Origin of the sequence: Micromonospora sagamiensis, assembly GCF_014680085.1 — a bacterium.
GTDB lineage: Bacteria > Actinomycetota > Actinomycetes > Mycobacteriales > Micromonosporaceae > Micromonospora > Micromonospora inyonensis.
Genome location: NZ_AP023438.1, coordinates 2,398,080 through 2,413,802 on the forward strand (window position 1 = coordinate 2,398,080; position 15,723 = coordinate 2,413,802).

10 protein-coding genes and 18 tRNA genes are annotated in these 15,723 nt (G+C 71.6%); 21 read left to right on the forward strand and 7 right to left on the reverse strand.

All coding sequences use genetic code 11. The features are described 5' to 3' along the window. Nucleotides 1-171: 171 nt before the first annotated feature. Nucleotides 172-1,146 carry an AfsR/SARP family transcriptional regulator gene (locus tag IGA62_RS30555; protein ID WP_190289274.1) on the forward strand — a complete coding sequence of 325 codons (975 nt, stop codon included), beginning with the start codon at nt 172-174 and terminating at the stop codon, nt 1,144-1,146. On the opposite strand, the gene IGA62_RS10255 is transcribed toward IGA62_RS30555, so the two are convergent. The 4 genes from IGA62_RS10255 to IGA62_RS10270 all read right to left on the reverse strand — a co-directional run bounded on the left by IGA62_RS10255 (nt 1,108) and on the right by IGA62_RS10270 (nt 5,745). Further along, the gene (locus tag IGA62_RS10255) at nt 1,108-2,787 is read right to left on the reverse strand and encodes a vanadium-dependent haloperoxidase (protein WP_198501220.1); all 1,680 of its coding nucleotides are present in this window, start codon (nt 2,785-2,787) and stop codon (nt 1,108-1,110) included. The two genes, IGA62_RS30555 and IGA62_RS10255, sit on opposite strands and share 39 nt — an antisense overlap. A gap of 85 nt (nt 2,788-2,872) precedes the next feature. Further along, nucleotides 2,873-3,589, reverse strand: a complete 717-nt coding sequence (locus IGA62_RS10260) for an HAD family hydrolase (RefSeq protein ID WP_145815252.1) — start codon at nt 3,587-3,589, stop codon at nt 2,873-2,875. A 42-nt stretch (nt 3,590-3,631) separates the two neighbouring features. Beyond that, the gene (locus IGA62_RS10265; RefSeq protein ID WP_145815251.1) at nt 3,632-4,204 is read right to left on the reverse strand and encodes a GNAT family N-acetyltransferase; all 573 of its coding nucleotides are present in this window, start codon (nt 4,202-4,204) and stop codon (nt 3,632-3,634) included. 140 nt (nt 4,205-4,344) lie between these two features. After that, entirely contained in the window at nt 4,345-5,745 is a 1,401-nt protein-coding gene (locus IGA62_RS10270; protein ID WP_145815250.1) for a class II fumarate hydratase, read from the reverse strand. Nucleotides 5,746-6,184: 439 nt separating this feature from the next. On the opposite strand from IGA62_RS10270, the gene IGA62_RS10275 reads away from it, so the two are divergent. From IGA62_RS10275 to IGA62_RS10370, 20 genes are all read left to right on the forward strand, one after another. Further along, a tRNA-Trp gene (locus tag IGA62_RS10275) sits at nt 6,185-6,257 on the forward strand. A 113-nt stretch (nt 6,258-6,370) separates the two neighbouring features. Next, nucleotides 6,371-6,445 (forward strand) — tRNA-Pro (locus IGA62_RS10280). A gap of 1 nt (nt 6,446) precedes the next feature. After that, nucleotides 6,447-6,521 (forward strand) — tRNA-Glu (locus IGA62_RS10285). 10 nt (nt 6,522-6,531) lie between these two features. Beyond that, a tRNA-Gly gene (locus tag IGA62_RS10290) sits at nt 6,532-6,604 on the forward strand. A gap of 35 nt (nt 6,605-6,639) precedes the next feature. Further along, nucleotides 6,640-7,083: an HNH endonuclease gene (locus IGA62_RS10295; protein ID WP_145815248.1), complete on the forward strand. Its 444-nt coding sequence runs from the start codon at nt 6,640-6,642 to the stop codon at nt 7,081-7,083. 35 nt (nt 7,084-7,118) lie between these two features. After that, nucleotides 7,119-7,190 (forward strand) — tRNA-Gln (locus IGA62_RS10300). A gap of 5 nt (nt 7,191-7,195) precedes the next feature. Next, nucleotides 7,196-7,274, forward strand: a tRNA-Leu gene (locus IGA62_RS10305). A gap of 1 nt (nt 7,275) precedes the next feature. Further along, nucleotides 7,276-7,352 (forward strand) — tRNA-Thr (locus tag IGA62_RS10310). Nucleotides 7,353-7,357: 5 nt separating this feature from the next. Beyond that, nucleotides 7,358-7,432, forward strand: a tRNA-Met gene (locus tag IGA62_RS10315). Between the two features lies 1 nt (nt 7,433). Next, nucleotides 7,434-7,514, forward strand: a tRNA-Leu gene (locus IGA62_RS10320). 105 nt (nt 7,515-7,619) lie between these two features. Then, nucleotides 7,620-7,692: transfer RNA gene (locus tag IGA62_RS10325), tRNA-Ala, on the forward strand. Between the two features lie 26 nt (nt 7,693-7,718). Beyond that, nucleotides 7,719-7,790: transfer RNA gene (locus tag IGA62_RS10330), tRNA-Asp, on the forward strand. Between the two features lie 5 nt (nt 7,791-7,795). Then, nucleotides 7,796-7,882: transfer RNA gene (locus IGA62_RS10335), tRNA-Ser, on the forward strand. 7 nt (nt 7,883-7,889) lie between these two features. Continuing rightward, a tRNA-Ile gene (locus IGA62_RS10340) sits at nt 7,890-7,959 on the forward strand. 15 nt (nt 7,960-7,974) lie between these two features. Further along, nucleotides 7,975-8,048: transfer RNA gene (locus IGA62_RS10345), tRNA-Arg, on the forward strand. A 5-nt stretch (nt 8,049-8,053) separates the two neighbouring features. Beyond that, nucleotides 8,054-8,127, forward strand: a tRNA-Pro gene (locus tag IGA62_RS10350). A gap of 5 nt (nt 8,128-8,132) precedes the next feature. Beyond that, nucleotides 8,133-8,206: transfer RNA gene (locus tag IGA62_RS10355), tRNA-Pro, on the forward strand. Between the two features lie 134 nt (nt 8,207-8,340). Further along, nucleotides 8,341-8,415, forward strand: a tRNA-Glu gene (locus tag IGA62_RS10360). Nucleotides 8,416-8,420: 5 nt separating this feature from the next. Next, a tRNA-Asn gene (locus IGA62_RS10365) sits at nt 8,421-8,493 on the forward strand. Nucleotides 8,494-8,658: 165 nt separating this feature from the next. Beyond that, nucleotides 8,659-11,079, forward strand: coding sequence for a hypothetical protein (locus tag IGA62_RS10370; protein ID WP_145815247.1), 2,421 nt, complete (start codon nt 8,659-8,661; stop codon nt 11,077-11,079). A gap of 69 nt (nt 11,080-11,148) precedes the next feature. On the opposite strand, the gene IGA62_RS10375 is transcribed toward IGA62_RS10370, so the two are convergent. The 3 genes from IGA62_RS10375 to IGA62_RS10385 all read right to left on the reverse strand — a co-directional run bounded on the left by IGA62_RS10375 (nt 11,149) and on the right by IGA62_RS10385 (nt 15,712). Further along, nucleotides 11,149-12,816: a fumarate hydratase gene (locus IGA62_RS10375; protein WP_145815246.1), complete on the reverse strand. Its 1,668-nt coding sequence runs from the start codon at nt 12,814-12,816 to the stop codon at nt 11,149-11,151. 90 nt (nt 12,817-12,906) lie between these two features. Continuing rightward, nucleotides 12,907-14,319 carry an outer membrane protein assembly factor BamB family protein gene (locus IGA62_RS10380; RefSeq protein WP_232624943.1) on the reverse strand — a complete coding sequence of 471 codons (1,413 nt, stop codon included), beginning with the start codon at nt 14,317-14,319 and terminating at the stop codon, nt 12,907-12,909. 97 nt (nt 14,320-14,416) lie between these two features. Beyond that, a complete protein-coding gene (locus IGA62_RS10385; RefSeq protein WP_145815245.1) occupies nt 14,417-15,712 on the reverse strand; it encodes an MFS transporter in 1,296 nt (431 codons plus the stop codon). Between the last annotated feature and the right edge of the window lie 11 nt (nt 15,713-15,723).

Consider the following 15,723-nt stretch of genomic DNA (forward strand, 5'->3'; position numbering starts at 1 on the left):
CCACCGGCCGTGTCCGGCGGTCCGTGTCATTGTCATCGCATCATTCAACTTCTATGGTTGCAGCAGCTTGGCGTTCTCCTTGGGCTACGGGGGCGGAGGACTGATGGGCTCTGGTTGTGCCACGCGTACCGACGACGGGCGGACGCCGTGCTGCGGCGACCCGCGACCGTCGTGAGGTTCCGGCTGCTCGGTCCACTCACCATCACCGACGAGGGACGCCGGGTCCGGCTGGACGGCAACCGACCCCGGGCGGTGCTGGCGTTGCTGCTGCTCAACGCCAATTCGTTGGTACCGGTGGACCAGATCATCGACGCCGTCTGGGGGGATCGGCCGCCGCGTACCGTACGGACGCAGGTGCAGGGGCAGATCTCGGTGATCCGGCGCTGCCTGCGCGGGCTGCCGGGGGTCGAGGTGCGGACCCACTCCACCGGTTACCTGCTCCGGGCCGACCCGGGCGGGATCGACGTGGCGGTGTTCCGGCACCTGGCCCGCCAGGGCCGGGCACTCGCCGCCACCGGACGGCGGGATGCCGCCGCCGAGGCGTACCGCAGCGCGCTGCGGCTGCACATCGGGCCGCCGCTCGGCGACGTCGACGCCCCGTTCGCGGTGACCGAGGCGGCGCGGCTGGCCGAGGAGCGAATCGGGGTGAAGTCCGAGCTGATCGGGCTGGACCTGGCCGATGGCCGGCACCACGAGCTGATCCCGAAACTGACCGCGATGGTCGAGCGGCACCCGCTGCACGAGCCACTGTGGCGGCACCTGGTGGTCGCCCTGCACCGGGCGGGTCGCCGCAGCGAGGCGGTGAGCTGCTACCGGCGGGCCCGGATGCTGCTCCGCGACGAACTGGGACTCGACCCGGGCCCGGAGCTGTCCCTGGCGTACCAGGCGTTGCTCCGCGCCGAACCACCCGTGCCCGCCGCACCACCCGTGCCCGCCGGCCCGGCCCCGATCGACGCGGGCCGGGCCGGGGCCGGCCTCGCCGAGACGCTGCTGCGACTGGACGAGATCGAGCGGATGCTGCGGGACATCCGCCGGCACCTGATCGACGGCGGAGAGCCGGCGGCGCGGCTCGGATCCGCGACCACGCCGCCGGCGGACCGGCTCAACTCAGACGGTGCTGCACCGCACCCCGAGGTCGCGGCGTGAACCGTCCCGCAGCAGCACCGAGAAGGTCCAGGTACGACCAGCGCAGGACCGTGGCACGGAGAGCGCGATCTCGTACCGGCCGTTGACGAGGGTGGGCGTGCCGGCGGTCGCCGGGTTGCCGTTCCAGGAGGTGCCGACGACGGCCCCCGGGTCGGTGACCGGGGTGCCGCCGGCGGTCAGCCTGAACCCGACCGTGAAGGTGGACGGCGCGGCGGCGTCGGGGATCAGCCCGCCGACGTTCAGGCTGCCCTCGTAGAAGCCGTCGAAGGCGTACGAGGCGGTGGGCCGGAGGTGGTTGGCGGTGACGTGGTTGGCCAGGGCGGTGCCGGACGACGCCCCGGCGTCCGCGTCGAACTGGTAGTGCACGCCGAGCCAGACCCGGCTGCGCGCGTTCTCGGTGGCGGCGGCGCTGAAGCTGGTGAACGCCCGGGTGACCCCGACCGCGTGCGGGTCCTCCGTGGTGGCGGTGAAGGCGAAGGTGTCCGAGCCGAAGAAGCCCCTCATCGCCCCGGCCCAGGCGGCACCGAAGGTGGCGTGCCCGGAGGTGTACGCGGGGAACGGCGGCGAGAAGCGGACGTTGTTCACGTCGGCGGAGAGCGGCTTCCAGGCGGTGTCGGCGACGGTGTCGGTCCGTCCGTCCTCGTTGGCCCGCTGGATCGCGGTCTCCGGCCGCCACAGGTCGATCGCGGTCTGGTACTTGGCATCCCAGGAGACGATCGCCGCGTCGGCCATGGCGAGGCCGACCAGGGCGAAGAGCCGGGCGTTGCCCGCCTGGGTGAGCTTGGCGGCCTTCGCCACGATCTGCGTGTGCGTGAAGAGCTGCCCCGGCGGCTTGTACGTCCCGTCCAGGTCGTTGGCCCAGAACCAGGCCGCCTGGGTCTGGTCGGCGGTCCGGGTGGTGCTGTCGTACCGGCCGAGCGACTTGACCTCGTTGACCTGGTCGGCGTACGTCTGGCTGGCAAGCAGGCTGGGGTAGCTGGAGTGGCCGGCCGGCAGCCCGGGGCGGAACTGGGTGGTCGAGGTCATCGCGAACGGCTTGACCAGGCCCCAGCTCGGGGTGGCCGGCTCACCGGAGCCGGTCCGCCGCCACTGGCCGGGCACGGTGCCGTCGGCGTACGTGGAGGCGTCCGGCGCGCCGTCGCTGGTCCGGAAACTGATCATCACCTGCGCGGCGGCGGAGCCGATGCGCTGCCCGTCGGTACGCCCCGCCGAGGCGGGAATGTCCTGCTGGGCGGTGGTCAGGTCGGTGGAGAAGCTGATCGTCGGGAAGATGCTGCGCAGCGTGTCGTACGCGGCGTAGTCGATGGCCGTGGCGAGGTCCGGGGTGACGCCCGCGGTCGGGGCGACCGTGGTCCGGTACTGCTGGCCGATGCAGCGGTCGGCCCCGGTGGCGCAGAGCGCCGAGTTCGCGGCGTCGTAGATCGCGCCGTGCATCATCCCCCCGGCCCGGGCGAGCGGCCCTGGCGCGCCGCCGACCTGGCGGTACGTCCGGAGCAGGACGTCGTTCCAGTAGAGGACGTGGTCCGTGGGTCCGACGGCGGACGCCGGGACGGTGGGTACGACGGCGGCGACGGTGCCGAGACTGACGGCGGCGAGCGCGACCGCGCTCCACCGGCGGGACGAGTTGCTGAGCCAGCCCAATGGGACTCCTCGGTGAGAGACCTTGATCGACCGCGCTTGATCGACCGCGGCCACCGAGAGCGTGGGCTGACCGGCTATGTGGGCACTACGTATCCGCTACCGGACGGCTACCGGCGGTGACCGGCACGTCGAGCAGCCGTACCACGGCCGGCAGGTCGGCCAGCGTGGTGATCTCGGCATCCGGTCGTACGCCGTCGGGCCGGGGCGTACCGGCCCGGTTGAGCCAGACCGCACGCATCCCGACCGCCTGGGGTGCGACCACGTCGAGGGCGAGCGAGTCACCGACGTAGAGCACCTCCGTCGGATGCGACCCGGCCGCCGCCGCCACCTCCGCGAAGAACTCCGGCGCGGGCTTCTTCGGCAGGCCGTTCTCGTGCGCGTACCGCTCGAAGGCGAACTCACCGGCCAGTCCGCACTGCCCGGCCCGGCTGTTGCCGTTGGTGGCGTACCCGAGGGTGAACCGGGGCCGCAGCTCGGCGAGGGCCGGCAACACGTCCGGGTAGGGCCGGGTGAGCGCGAACCGGCGGGTGTAGAAGAGGGTGGCGAAGCTCTCCAGGTGCTCCGCGAGCCCGGCACGGCCCAGCGACCGGGCCAGCGCCACCCGGCGGATCTCCTGCACCGGGTCGGCGGCTTGCGCACGGAAGACCGCACCCCAGTCCGACTCCAGGTCGGCGAGGGAGACCCCGCCCGCCGCCGGGGTCAACCGCCGCATCTCCTCCAGTACGGCCAGCAGCCCGCCGGTCACCGCCGGCCGCAAATCCAGCAGCGTCTCGTCCGCGTCGAACACCACTGCTCTGATCATGATGGGAAGGGCCTCCGACTATCCACTGTGGAATAGCCCTTCCTAGCATGCCGGACGACGGACCTCGTACTCCACCTCGCCGTGCTCGCTGCCCGGGATCGGGTCGTCCCAGGTGAGATGGAACGTGCGGACGTACCGGAGACCACTCTTCGCCAGCACCCGCCGGGAGCGGGTGTTGACCGCCATCGTCTCCGCCCGGACCCGGTGCAGCCCGAGGGTGTCGAACGCGTACCGGACGAGGGCCCGGGAGCCCTCGGTGGCCAGCCCGCGCCCCCACGCCGCCCGCCGCAGCCGGTAGCCCAGTTCCGCCTCGTTCCCGGCCACGCCGTCGCCGGGCGGGTCGAGGGCGAACCAGCCCAGGAAGTCACCGCCGACCCGGTCGATCGCCGCCCAGCGGCCGAGACCGGGCGTCTCGTCGTACTGGCGGAGCAGCCGGGGCAGCAACTCGCCCCGGACCACCGGGAGCGGGGTCGGCCGACCGTTGGTCAGATAGCGCATGACCTCCGGGTCACCGTCCAGCGCGACGAGGTCGTCGAGATCCGCCCTGGTGAACCGGCGCAGCCGCAGCCGCGCCGTCTCCAGGAGGACGCCGTCGGGGCCGGGTACGTCGACCATGCCGGGCAGGATGCGCCACCGACCCACCGACCGGCGACCCGTTTTCCCGCTGTCAGCGGGGGCAGCGCCGGAAGCCGCGACGAGCCCCCTGTCCGGGCAGTTCCACGGATCTGCGCCGCGCCGTGGCCGCGCCGCACGGCTCAGGGGTGGGTCATCCGGAGCACGTCCAGTGCCTCGTCGAGCTGGTCCTCGGTGAGCCTGCCGCTGTCCACGTGGCCCCGGGCGAGCACCACCTCCCGGATCGAGATCTCCTTCGCCAGCGCCTCCTTGGCGATCGAGGCGGCCTCGTCGTACCCGAGGTAGCGGTTCAGTGGGGTGACGATCGACGGCGAGCCCTCCGCGTACGCCAGGCAGACGTCGGCGTTCGCGCCGAGGCCGGCCACGCAACGGTCGGCGAAGAGCCGGCTCGACGCGGCGAGCAGGCGGATCGACTCCAGCAGGTTGCGGGCCATCACCGGGAGCATCACGTTCAGCTCGAAGTCGCCCTGGGAACCGGCGAAGGCGACCGTGGCGTCGTTGCCGATCACCTGGGCGCAGACCTGCCGGACCGCCTCGGCGACCACCGGGTTGACCTTGCCCGGCATGATCGACGAGCCGGGCTGGAGGTCGGGGATGCGCAGCTCACGCAGGCCGGCGCGGGGCCCCGACCCCATCCACCGGACGTCGTTGGCGATCTTGTAGAAACCGACCGCGATGGTACGGAGCTGGCCCGAGGTCTCCACCAGGGCGTCCCGTGCGCCCTGCGCCTCGAAGTGGTTGCGCGCCTCGGTCACCGGCAGCCCGGTCGACTCGCGCAGCTTCTCGACCACCCGGCCCGCGAAGCCGAGCGGGGTGTTGATGCCGGTGCCCACCGCCGTGCCACCGAGCGGTAGTTCGGCCAGGCGGGGCAGCGCCGAGTCGAGCCGTTCGATGCCGTAGCGGATCTGCGCGGCGTACCCGCCGAACTCCTGGCCCAGGGTGACCGGGGTGGCGTCCATCAGGTGGGTCCGCCCGGCCTTGACCACGGTCTCGAACTCGGCCGCCTTGGCCTCCAGCGCCTCGGCCAGGTGGGCCAGCGCGGGCAGCAGGTCGCGCGCGACCGCCTGCGTCGCGGCCAGGTGGATCGAGGACGGGAAGACGTCGTTGCTCGACTGCGAGGCGTTGACGTGGTCGTTCGGGTGCACGTCCCGGCCCAGCTCCCGGCTGGCCAGGGTGGCGATCACCTCGTTGGTGTTCATGTTGGACGAGGTGCCCGAGCCGGTCTGGAAGACGTCGATCGGGAACTGGTCGTCGTACCCGCCGTCGGCCACGTGCGCGGCGGCGGTGGCGATCGCGGCGGCCACCTCGGCGTCGAGCACGCCCAACTCGGCGTTGACCTGGGCTGCCGCACCCTTGATCTGGGCCAGCGCCCGGATCTGGGCCGACTCGATCCCCCGACCGGAGATCGGGAAGTTCTGCACCGCACGCTGGGTCTGTGCCCGCCACAGCGCGTCGGCGGGCACCTCCACCTCGCCCATCGAGTCGCGTTCGATCCGGTAGCCCACTGTCTCTGGATGCGTCACGCGTTCCATCCTGCCGCGCCCGCCGCCGGCCCGCAGATGATCCCGGGTCATCGTGGGGGCGTTCCCGGCCAACCTGGCCAGCACTCCGGCGGTCGACCGACCCGGACGCGACACACATGAATGCGCCTTGGAAATATCCATTGCCGATGACGACCGCCGCCCTTACCTTTAATGGGCAAGGCAAGACCGACCGACCCAAGGAGTTCCCCGTGTCGCAGTACGCCCCCACCACAACCACGCGGTGCATGCCGCGCGGCGGTGCCGTGCTGCCTTCGATCGGGCGAGCCCACGGCCTGCGGGTCAGCGAGCAGAACTGGAAGCCGGGGTGGCGGCGCGAGTAGCGCCAGCGCAAGCTGCTAAGCCGCCCACCCCGCCAGGGACCGGGCGGCTTTTTCGTTACCGACAACAACCTCTTCTCATTACCCGACAACAACCTCACAGGGGCGTAGCTCAACTGGTGGAGCACCGGTCTCCAAAACCGAAGGTTGCAGGTTCGAGTCCTGTCGCCCCTGCTTTTCGTCACGGCTGCGGCCGGCGACGTCGCACATTCTCAATTCCACAGTGGATGGCAAATCAAGCAATACCCCGGCCGGCGCCACCACGGACCGGCCGGGGGCAATACCTTCCGGGGCGAGGGAGACGGTGACCCGCCTGCTTTGGGAGCAGGAGACACGGGGTTCGACACCCCGGTCCCGGACCATGGGCCGTTGGAGCAAGCTGGCAGCTCGCCTGGTTCTCAGCCAGGAGGTTTACGGGTTCGAGCCCCGTACGGCCTACGCAACACCTGCGGACGTGGCGCAGCCGGTAGCGCGCGACGTTGCCAACGTCGAGGTCACGGGTTCGAACCCCGTCGTCCGCTCTCACCACCGACAACCGACAAGAAGGGAGGGCCCGGTGGACGCCGTTCTCATCCTCAACGCCGACCTGGGACCGCTGCACCGGGTCCCGGTCAAACACGCGATCCGGATGCTGATGCGCCGGGTCGCCGAGATTCACGAAGCCGAACCGGACCGGCACCTCGGTATCTTCCCGATGCCGCGCGTCCTGCGCCTGGTCCGGTACGTCGTCACCAGGTGGCGGTACCGCAGCGGTCCCGGCTGGTCCAAGTCCGGCGTGCTGCGCCGCGACGGCTACCGGTGCGCGTACTGCCCGTCGACGGCCACCACCGTCGACCACATCCTGCCCCGCTCGCGCGGTGGCCGGAACAGCTGGAAGAACACGATCGGTGCGTGCTACGCCTGCAACCAGCGCAAGGGTGACCTGACCCCCGCCGAGGCGGGGATGGAACTGCGGTTCCCGCCGTCGGTGCCCACCTGGTCGAGCATGGTGCACCGCTGATCACCGGCCGGCGGGCCGCTGCCCGCCGGCCGCGATGCGGGCTGGTGCAACTGGCAGCACGTCCGGCTCTGGACTGGAAGGTTGAGGTTCGAGTCCTCCGCCCGCAGCGCACGCCCTCGTGGCCCAATTGGGAGAGGCGCCAGGCCGAGATCCTGGTCAACGTGCACGTTCGAGTCGTGCCGAGGGCACCAAGCCGGTGGAGCTCACGATGGTCGAGCACCGCACCTGTAATGCGGCGGACGCAGGTTCGATTCCTGTCACCGGCTCCAACCGCGCCGACGTAGCTCAACGGCAGAGCATCCGGCTCATAACCGGAAGGCACCCGGATCGACACCGGGCGTCGGCACCACGCGCTCGTGGTGGAACGGTAGACACGCACGGTTCAGGTCCGTGTGCCGAGAGGCATGGGGGTTCGAGTCCCTCCGAGCGCACGAGGGCAGCTGTGGCCCGGCCAGACGTGGACCCCCACGGGGTCGGTGTCGAGGGCGAACACGGCTCCCGGGCATCGGCCTGCAGACGTGGGTCCGCCCGGTATTGGGCTCGTAGCTCACTTGGCAGAGCGCCGCTCTTGCAAAGCGGAGGCAGGGAGTTCGAATCTCCCCGGGTCCACTCAACCGGCCACCCGGCCGGTTCATGCCCTGTCCGCTCAGCGGAAGAGCATCCGTCCGTCGAGCGGAGGGCCGCCGGTTCGATCCCGGTACGGGGCGCGCATGAAGGGTTGGCCGAGTCTGGTCGATGGCACCGCGTTGCTAGCGCGGAGCGGGTCCGCCCGCCGGGGGTTCGAATCCCTCACCCTTCGCCGAACCGCCGTAGCTCAGTGGTCAGAGCACCGCCCTGATTAGGCGGAAGCCGGAGGTTCGATTCCCTCCGTCGGCACGCAGCACCTTTCTTGCCCCCGTGGCGCAGCTGGACAGCGCGCGACACTACGAATGTCGAGGTCGCAGGTTCGAATCCTGCCGGGGGCACCTATCGGGACGTGGCGCAGTTTGGTAGCGCATCCGGCTGGGGGCCGGAGGGCCGTCGGTTCGAATCCGGCCGTCCCGACTCCACGGGTAGTGGCGCAGCTTGGTAGCGCGTCCGGTTCGGGACCGGAAGGACGCAGGTTCAAATCCTGTCTACCCGACTCGCGGAAGGTAGTGCGGAACAGGTCCGCAGCCGGTCTCGAAAACCGGTACCGGGTGAGAGCCCGTGCCGCTCCGTCCGGGGTTGCTATGACACGGCGGAGAGCAGCGGTTCGATTCCGCTTCCGGGCACCGTGGAGCCGTAGACGAAGTGGCAAAGTCGCCGGACTTTCAATCCGGACACATGCGGGTTCGAGTCCCGTCGGCTCTACTCATTCCGGTGTCGCCCAACCGGCAGGGCAGCGGACTGTTAATCCGTAAGGTGCAGGTTCGAGTCCTGCCACCGGAGCGTTCCCTCGGGGCACCGCCCCCGCACGGCCTCCATGCCATCCACTGTGGGATGAGGTCCATCTCGACCGCCTGGGCTGCGGACATCAGCCGAAAACCGGGGGTACGCCTACCGGAAGACAGTTATGATCATGGAACTCTCACCCTCAGCTCGGAGGCTCTTGTCTTGCTGAATTCCCACGGGGGCACCACGGTCATAGCGACCGATTCCACTCGATCGACATGGCGTCGCGTCCTGGGTGGCGGGCTCGTCACCCTCCTTGCCGCCAGCGGCGTACTGCTCGGCACCGGTCAGCCCGCCGCGGCCGGGGCGTTCCGCTACGTCCAGCCGACCAACGCCAGCTTCACCGACTCCGCCCGGCCCACCACCGCTTTCCCGGTGACGGACGGCAGCGCACCGATCGGCACCTGGGAGGACGCCGACGGCAAGCACACCTCCCGGGCCTACTTCACCTTCGACCTCACCCCGTACCGGGGCAAGCAGATCATCAAGGCCACCGGTCTCACCGGGGAGACGTCGGTCAACGACTGCGACGTGCCCCGGGCGCTGGAGCTGTGGCGGACCGACACCCCGGCCACGGCACCGACCTGGCGGGACGCACCCACCGTCCGGGAGAAGGTCGGAGATGTCGCCCCGACCGCGCCCTGCGGCGTGAGCTATCTGGAGATACTGCTCACCCCCGCACTCCAGCAGGCGGTCGACGCCGGGCTGGAGTCGGTCACCTACCTGGTCCGGATCGCCGGTGACCTGGAAGAGAACAAGCACCATGGCCGTCGGATCAAGACTCTCGGCATCTCGGTGCAGGCGAACGCCGCACCGAACGCGCCCGGCAAACTCACCGTCGAGGGCCGGGCCTGCGCACCGGGCCTGTGGTCGCGCACCTCGACGCCGATCCTCGCCGCCGAGGTGACCGACCCGGACGACAACACCCCCCATATCGGTGACCTGGTCACCGCCGTCTTCGCCTGGTGGCCGGTCGACCGGCCGACCGAGCGCACCGAGTGGACGTCCTCCCATCGGCTGTATGCGCCGGCCACCTTCTTCCACACCGTCCCCAGCGGGCTGATGACGCACGGCGGAACCTATGCGTTCGCGGTGCGGGCCAGCGACGAGCACGCCACCTCGGACTGGTCGGCGGAGTGCCGGTTTACCGTGGACACGGTCCGGCCGTCGACACCTGTCGTCGCCTCCACCGACTACCCGGCCGGAGGCTTCCCGGGCCAGGGCGGTCCCGGTGTCCCGGGCACCTTCACCTTCGGCCCGAACGGCTCGGACGACGTCGTGGGCTACTACTGGGGCACCGCCAGCCCGACCACCTACGTCGCCGCGGACCAGACCGGCACGGCGACGGTCAGTCACGCCCCCGAGCGGTCCGGGCCGGCCCGGATCTACGTGCAGACCGTCGACCGTGCCGGTCACCGCTCACCGCAGGTCCAGTACGAGTTCTTCGTCCGGGACACCGCCCCGACGGTGACCGACGGCAACCCCGACGCCTGGCTCGGCCGGCCGCGCCAGTTCAGCTTCGCCCCGAAGATGGCCGACGTGGTCACCTACACCTACCGCCTCAACAGCGGTGCCCCGCAGACCGTGGCGGCGAACGCCGACGGGACGGCCTCGGTGACGGTGACCCCGACGGTCGCGCAGAACACGCTCTACGTCACGAGCCGCACCCGCGACGGTCTGCCCTCCGGCGAGACGGCGTACCGCTTCACGGTGCGGACCGGGCCGTTCGTCTCCTCGCCGCAGTGGCCGTTCGACGGCACCACCGGAGCACCAGCCGGCACCGAAGGGACCTTCGTCTTCAGCCCGGCGATGGAGGGCGTCACCGAGTACGTCTACTGGGTCGACACCGGAACCCGGCGGACGGTAGCCGCCGGGGCGGACGGGACCGCCACCGTGACGCACACCCCGGCCGACGCCGGGCGACGCACCCTCCAGGTGTTCAGTCGGACCGGTACCGGCGTCACGTCGCAGACCACCGTCCTGTCGTTCCACCCGGCGTCGGTGGCTCCGAGTGTGGCCTCCGAGGTGTACCCGCAGAACCTGGGCGGGGGCGGGCCGGGGGTGACCGGATCGTTCACGTTCCGGCCGCACGCCCAGGTCAGCGGGGTGACCTCGTACGTCTACACGTTCCGGGGCGAAGCAGAGAAGACGGTCGTCGCGAACGCCGACGGCAGCGCCACCATCGAGTGGACGCCGCAGGCGTACGACGAGGCGAACTACGGCTGGGTGGAGTTGCGGGTCCGGGCCCGCACGGCCAGCGGCACGACCACCGACGCGGCGTTCTACTCGTTCCGGGTCGAGCCGCACAGCCCCACGATCACCTCCGAGGTCTTCGGCTGGCAGGGCGGTCCGGTGGGTACCACCGGCACCTTCGTGTTCACCACCGGCCTGCCCGGGGCCACGGAGTTCGTCTACGTCTTCGACGGCGGGACCGAGCAGACCGTAGCCGTCGGTGCGGACGGCACGGCGACGCTGACCTGGACGGCCGAGTCGGCGTACGTCCACGAGTTGACCGTCCGCGCCCGGACGGCGACCGGTGTTCTCTCCGGTTCGAACTACTACAGCTTCTGGATCGACGGGTAACGACGGACGACGGGGCGTCCGGCTGCGGCCGGGCGCCCCGTCGGCGTTTCGGTCAGCGGAATCCGGTGTTCAGCGACGGCCGACGGTGAGGACCGGCTTGGTGACCTCGGCGAAGAAGTCGTTGCCCTTGTCGTCGACCACGATGAAGGCCGGGAAGTCCTCCACCTCGATCTTCCAGACCGCCTCCATGCCCAGTTCCTGGTACTCCAGGACCTCGACGTGCTTGATGCAGTCCTGGGCGAGCCGGGCGGCGGGGCCGCCGATCGAGCCGAGGTAGAAGCCGCCGTGCTGGTGGCAGGAGCGGGTGACCTGGGCGGAGCGGTTGCCCTTGGCGAGCATCACCATCGAGCCGCCGGCCGCCTGGAACTTCTCCACGTAGGCGTCCATCCGGCCGGCGGTGGTCGGGCCGAAGGAGCCGGAAGCGTACCCCTCGGGGGTCTTGGCCGGGCCGGCGTAGTAGACGGCGTGGTCGCGCAGGTACTGCGGCATCGGCTCGCCCGCGTCCAGCCGCTCGGCGATCTTGGCGTGGGCGATGTCCCGGGCGACGACCAGCGGGCCGGTCAGCGAGAGCCGGGTCTTCACCGGGTACCGGGACAGCTCGGCGCGGATCTCGTCCATCGGCCGGTTCAGGTCGACGCGGACGACCTCCTCGGTCTCCAGGGTCTCGTCGGTGACGTCGGGCAGGAAGCGGGCCGGGTCGGTTTCGAGGCGCTCCAGCCACACGCCCGACGGGGTGATCTTGGCGACCGCCTGCCGGTCCGCCGAGCAGGAGACCGCGATCGCCACCGGGCAGGACGCGCCGTGCCGGGGCAGCCGGACCACCCGCACGTCGTGGCAGAAGTACCGGCCGCCGAACTGCGCGCCGATGCCGAAGTTACGGGTCAGCTCCAGCACCTCGGCTTCCAATTCCAGGTCACGGAAGCCGTGCGCGCTCATCGAACCCTCGGTGGGCAGCGCGTCGAGGTACTTGGCGGACGCGTACTTGGCGGTCTTCAGCGCGTACTCGGCCGAGGTACCGCCGATCACGATGGCCAGGTGGTACGGCGGGCACGCCGCGGTGCCGATCAGCCGCAGCTTCTCCTCCAGGAACTGCATCATCCGCGTCGGGTTCAGCAGCGCCTTGGTCTCCTGGTAGAGGTACGACTTGTTGGCCGAGCCGCCGCCCTTGGCCATGAAGAGGAACTTGTACGCGTCGGGGTGGCCGTCCGGGTCCTCGGCGTAGATCTCCACCTGGGCCGGCAGGTTGCTGCCGGTGTTCCGCTCCTCCCACATGGTCAGGGGGGCGAGCTGCGAGTAGCGCAGGTTCAGTCTGGTGTACGCCTGGTAGACGCCCCGGGAGATGGCCTCCACGTCGGTGCCGTCGGTGAGCACGTGCCGGCCCCGCTTGCCCATCACGATCGCGGTACCGGTGTCCTGGCACATCGGCAGCACCCCGCCGGCCGCGATGTTCGCGTTGCGCAGCAGGTCCAGCGCGACGAAGCGGTCGTTCGGCGAGGCCGCCGGGTCGTCGATGATCGACCGGAGCTGGGCCAGGTGGGCCGGGCGCAGGTAGTGCGCGATGTCGTGCATCGCCTCGGCGGTCAGGGCGGTGAGCGCGGCCGGGTCCACGGTGAGGAACCGACGGCCACCCGGACCGTTGACGACGTCGACGCCCTCGTCGGTGACCAGCCGGTACTCGGTCTGGTCGGCACCGACCGGGAGCAAGGGGGCGTAGGTGAACGCGGCGGCACTGCTCATGAGCGGAAAGCCTAGGGCAGTCGGGCCGTGACGTCGTACCCGCCGGGTGAGTCGTGCGACACCGCTCTCATCCGTCCCGGTCGCCGCCGCTCAGCCGTCCTTGCCGCCGTCCGGTTCCGGGCAGCTCTCACCTTTCGGACCGCAGCTCGCGGCCGGGTCCGGGCCCTTTCCCGGAGTGTCGCCGGGATTCCGGCCGGAGCCGTCCTCGCCGGCCGGTGGCGCGCCGCCGGCCGTACCGGCGAACCGGACGTATCCGATCTCCCGTCCCTCGCCGATCACCATGCCGGCGGGTCCGACCGCCAGCACGTTCGCCGAGGTCCGCAGGTTCGCCAGCTCCCGCCCGGTACGCGGGTCGAGGGCGACCACCCGGGAGGGACCGTCCTCACTGAGCACCGCCGCGTACGGGGTGAGCGCCCCGCCCGCCTTCTCGGCCGACCGCCGGGTCCAGCGCGGACGGTCGACCCCGAGTTCCCGCCCGACGATCGAGCGCTTGTCCGCAGAACGGGCCAGCAGGTGGCGGTCGTCGACGGCGAGCAGCTTCTCCCCGGCCGCGCCGACCCAGAGCAGCCGCCCGTCGTACGCGTCAACCACCGTCTCCCGGGCGTCGGGGGCGACCCCGACCACCACGTTCCGCGCGCCCTGCGGATCCTCCCGCTGCACACACCCGGCGTTGTCGGCGGTGCGCAGGTTGATCCCGGCCCGCCGCCACACCTCCCGCCCGGTGGTCGCCTCCCGACCGGAGAGGGTGAAGTAGCAGGTGCCGTCCTCCGACCGTGCCTCGATCCGCAGCAGCCGGCCGCCGACGGTGACCAGCCGTTCCTCCCGGCCGGGCTCGACGTCGCGCACCACCCGGCCGGTCGCGGTGTCCAGGACGTGCACCCGACCGTCGACCGGGAAGCCGAGCAGGGCGGGCACCGCCTCCGGACCGGCCACGCCGGAGTCGATCCGGAGCCCGGTCAGCCGCCGGGTGCCGAGCAGTTCCGGGTTGTCGGCGAAGAATCCGCTCTCCACACCGGGCAGGAAGGCCGTCCAGAGCGGACGGCTGCCGCGCACGTCCCACGCGCTGACCGTGCAGTCGGTGGCCTGGGCGCAGCGGGCGTCCAGCACCATGTTGCGGTACGTCCAGACGGCCACCGCCTCGTTGTCCCGGCGGCGGACCGCGCCGGTCGCCGGGTCGAGCAGCTCGTACCCCTTGACCAGGAGCTTGCCGACCGCGACGACCGCGTCGCGGCCGTCCCCGGCGACCGCCGCCCAGTCCGCCTTGCGCTCCCAGAGCGGCGCGCCGGTGGCGAGGCTGAGCCCCTCCACCCGGGTCCGCTGCTCCACCACCACGGTCTCCCCCGCGACGGTGACGCTCTGCGGGGTGCCGCCGATGCGGCGCTGCCAGGTCACGTCGGGTTCGGAGATGGGGCGACTGCGGTTCACCGCGTCCCACACCCCCGGCCACGGGTTCCACACGCCGGTCAAGGTCAGCACCACGACCGCGATCAACGCGAGGATCACGTAACAAATGACGCACCGGCCGCCCTGCTGAGCCACAACGGACACGGTAGCCAGGTCGGCGCGGCCCTGATGCCCTCCGTACGGCCGTGTCGGTGAACTATTCCGGACGGGCGGACAGCGGTTCCGGGGTGAGGACCCGCCACAGCGCCCCGGTGGCGGCGAGCGAGGCCACCCCGGCGAGGGCCATCGCGACCGCCGGTCCGGTCACCTCGCTCAACGCTCCGCCACCGGCCGCGGCGAGCCCCTGGGCGGCCATCATCCCGGTGCTGGTCAGTCCGAACGCCTGGCCGCGCCGGGCCTCGGGCACCGCGTCGAGGAACCGGCGGGCCAGCCCGAGCTGGTAGGCGAAGCCGGCGGCGGCCACCGCGAACAGCAGCGCCGCGAGGACCAGGCCGGGCCGGAGCAGGAACCCCAGCACCGGTACGCCGAGCAGCAGCGCGAGCCAGGGGCTGAGCCGCTCCCGGGCGGCCGGTGGCACGAACCGCCCCACCACCAGGTCTCCGACGAGCATCCCGAACGCGCCGGCCATCAGCAGCACGCCCGCGCTCGCCCCCGGGCCGAGTCCGGCGGCGTACGGCACCGCGACCGCCTCGGCCCCGACCAGCATCGAACCGGGCAGCCACTGGGCCAGCAGCAGGCCCCGGATCCGCCGGTCGGCGAGGAGTTCGCGGTTGCCCCGCCAGGTCTCCCGCACCGCGCCGGTCCGGGCCGGACCGGTCGGGCCGGTCCCGCCGGGCTGGGCCGGGCCGGTCGCACCGCCGCGGTTCCGGCCGGGCCGGGCCCGCAGCCCGACCCGGGCCAGCAGGGCCGAGAGCGCGCAGGTGGCGGCGGTCAGCCAGAGCGCCCCGTACGGCCCGACCGCACCGAGCAGGAGACCACCCACGGCGAACCCGACGACCTGGGTGCCGCCGGACGCCATGGTGAGCAGGGAGCGACCCAGCACGTACGCGTCGCCGTGCAGGATCTCCGGCAGCAGCGCGGTGCGGGCGGCGCTGCTGACCGGGCCGAACAGGCCGACGACGAAGACCAGCCCGAGCATGCCGGCCGGGGGGAGCACCCCGACGGCGAGCACCGCGACGAGAGCCAGCCGGACCAGTTCGTAGCCGACGATCACGGCGCGCGGCGGCCACCGGTCGGCGAGGGCGAGCAGGAACACCCCGCCGAACGCGTGCGGCAGGAACCCGGTGACGTACGCGAGGGCGGCGATCAGGCCGGAGCCGGTGCGTTCGTACACCAGCACGGAGAGGGCGAGCATCTTGACCGTCTCGCCGATCAGGAAGACCCCGAAGCTGGCGAAGAGCACACGGAACTCGGCGACGGCGAAGACGTCCCGGAAGGTGGCCGGGCGGTCCGGCGCGGCCGGCGGCGCGACGGTGGTGCGGGTGGACTTCACAGGGCGGATCC